This is a genomic window from Saccharomonospora saliphila YIM 90502 (assembly GCF_000383795.1).
GTDB lineage: Bacteria > Actinomycetota > Actinomycetes > Mycobacteriales > Pseudonocardiaceae > Saccharomonospora > Saccharomonospora saliphila.
Genome location: NZ_KB912681.1, coordinates 19,478 through 21,743, shown reverse-complemented (window position 1 = coordinate 21,743; position 2,266 = coordinate 19,478). Strand labels below are relative to the sequence as shown.

Sequence of the window (2,266 nt, the reverse complement as noted above, 5' to 3'; positions counted from 1 at the left end):
CCCGCACCCGGGCCCGCCGTGTCCGGGCCGTCCGCGTGCTCGTGCCCCGCCAGCTGTCCCGCCGTGACGGCCCGGCACAGCGCCGCGTACCCGTCCTGGCCCTTGGCCAGCATCAGCAGGTGCTCGCCCTCGGGGTCGGCGACCCCGTTCTGCGGCGCGGACAGGCCCAGGCTCAGCTCGGTGCCGAACACCGTGCGCACGCCCACGTCCCGGGCGGCCTCGGCGAACCGCGCGACCCCGTACATGCCGTCGTGGTCGGTCAGGGCGACCGCGTCGAGCTCCAGCCGAGCCGCCTCCTCCACGAGTTCCTCCGGGTGGCTGGCCCCGTCGAGGAAGCTGAAGTTGGAGTGACAGTGCAGCTCGGCGTAGGGCACGCGGCACGCCGCCCCGCCGTCGTCGGTGCCCCGGGAAGTGGCCAGCTCGACCGGGCGCACATACCCGCTGCGCCTCTTGCTCGCGGGAGCGTCGATCCCGTCGACGATCCGGTCGGTGGGCTCCACCCGCCCGGCAAGGGCCCGTTCGAGCTCCTGCCACGGAACCCGGGGATTGTGCCAGCCCACGGCGCTACCCCGGGTTCTCCGGCGACCGGCGCGGCACCGGGATGAGCGCCTCAAGTCCGGCGACCGGCTCCTCCGCGGTGCTCGGCGGCACCCACTCGACCCGGTACGGCAGGTCGGCCCGGTACGGCAGGTCGGCGCGGCGCACCACGTCGCTGTCGAGGCGGTCCTCGTCGTTCACTAGTCGTAGCTCCCTTCGACCGTCCAGTGCGGGCTCGGACGCCGCGCCCAGGTGAGCAACAGCGCACCCGCGGGTTCGTCCTCGCCGGTTGCCTCGTCCTCGTCGAGCACGACCTGCACGCGGGCGTGGGTCCCCGCGCCGTCCGGTGCCCACCACCGGGCCTGCACCACCCACGGGCCCGCCCAGTCGAGCACCCGCCGGGGTGGGCCCGAGGACACCGTGACCCGGCACGGAACCTGGGTGAGGTCATTGCGATCGGTGATGCCCACCTCGATCCCGTCCGCGCCGGTGACGGTGGCCGGGAGCGGCTGCTCGTACACGGTGGCCGGGGACGGCGCCGGAAGCCGTCCCGGCCAGGGGGCGTCGTGCTCGTCGGGTGGAGTGCGCCGCTCACCCCACGGCACCAGGCGCACGCGCTCGGCAGGCCCCCGGCCACCGGCGGGCACCGCCGTGTACACCCCGTCCGGCCCCAGCAGTCCCTGCACGTGCACCAGCGCCCGGCCCGCCCGGTCGGACTCCGGGGTGTGCTCGGTGCCGGAATCCGCGCCCGGCCACAGGCCGAGCTGGAGGGAACGACCTTCGACGACCTCCTCGGGCACCAACCGCAGCCGCGTGATCCCCGCCGTGGGACGGGCACCGTCCCCGGCGCGGAGCCACCCCTCGAACTGCCACCGCACACGGTCGGAGACCCCGTCCGGGGTGAGCGGTTCGGCGCAGCGCCACACCCGGGCCAGCTCCTCACCGTGCTCGGTGGTGGCGTGGATGCCGAGCCGCGTGCACGCCAGCCCCCGGTCGGCCAGCCCGGAGTGGAACCGTCGTGCCAGCGTCCGCGCGAGGAACGCCGCGACGTCGATCCGGTCCAGGGCGGGCTCGAACGACTCGGTGACCGACAGCTCCGGCGGGGGTGTCCTCCGGTACGGGGGCCGTTCGTCCCGGCCGCGGGCGAGCCGGTGCGCGAGCAGGCCCGCGCTGCCGAACCGGGCGGTCACGTCCCGCTCGGGCAGCGCCGCGAAGGCGCCCAGGGTGGAAAGCCCGAGCCGCCGCAGCAGGTCGATCAGCTCCGCCCGGTCCGCGTCCGGCTGGTCCAGCTCGGCGATGGTCAGCGGCGCGAGGAACGCGGGGGCGGCACCCGGGTCCACCACCCTCGACCGGTGAGCGGCCAGGGTGGCGGCGTACAGGCCGTCGGCGATCCCGATCTGGCACTCCACTCCGGCGTGCGAGGCGACGTGGTCGAGGAGCCGCTCGACCAGAGGGAGTTCCCCGCCGAAGTAGCCGGACGCCCCGGAGACCGGCACGGCCACCAGGCCCGGACGTACGATCTCCACTCCGACGACCAGCTCTTCCACCGCCGCCGCCACGGGCTCGAAGAGCCGCGCGTCGCGGTCCGGGTCGTCGGCGAGCACCACCAGTTCGGGGCAGTGGGCCTGGGCCTGCCTGCGCCGCATCCCCCGGCACACTCCGGCCGAGGCGGCCGGGGGCGAGCACGCCACCACCCGGTTGGCCGCGAACACGGCCGCCGGGCTGTGCA

General features: G+C 75.6%; 3 protein-coding genes. All 3 read right to left on the bottom strand.

Features of this window, described 5'->3' with window-relative positions; genetic code table 11:
• Positions 1-560, bottom strand: a 560-nt coding sequence (locus SACSA_RS22910) for a PHP domain-containing protein (protein ID WP_157596879.1), incomplete at its 3' end; no start/stop codon positions are given.
• A gap of 4 nt (positions 561-564) precedes the next feature.
• Positions 565-738, bottom strand: a complete 174-nt coding sequence (locus SACSA_RS25275) for a hypothetical protein (protein ID WP_019816455.1) — start codon at positions 736-738, stop codon at positions 565-567.
• A partial coding sequence (locus SACSA_RS22905) for a DNA polymerase Y family protein (RefSeq protein WP_019816454.1) occupies positions 738-2,266 on the bottom strand: 1,529 nt, incomplete at its 5' end. The genes SACSA_RS22905 and SACSA_RS25275, both read right to left, overlap by 1 nt.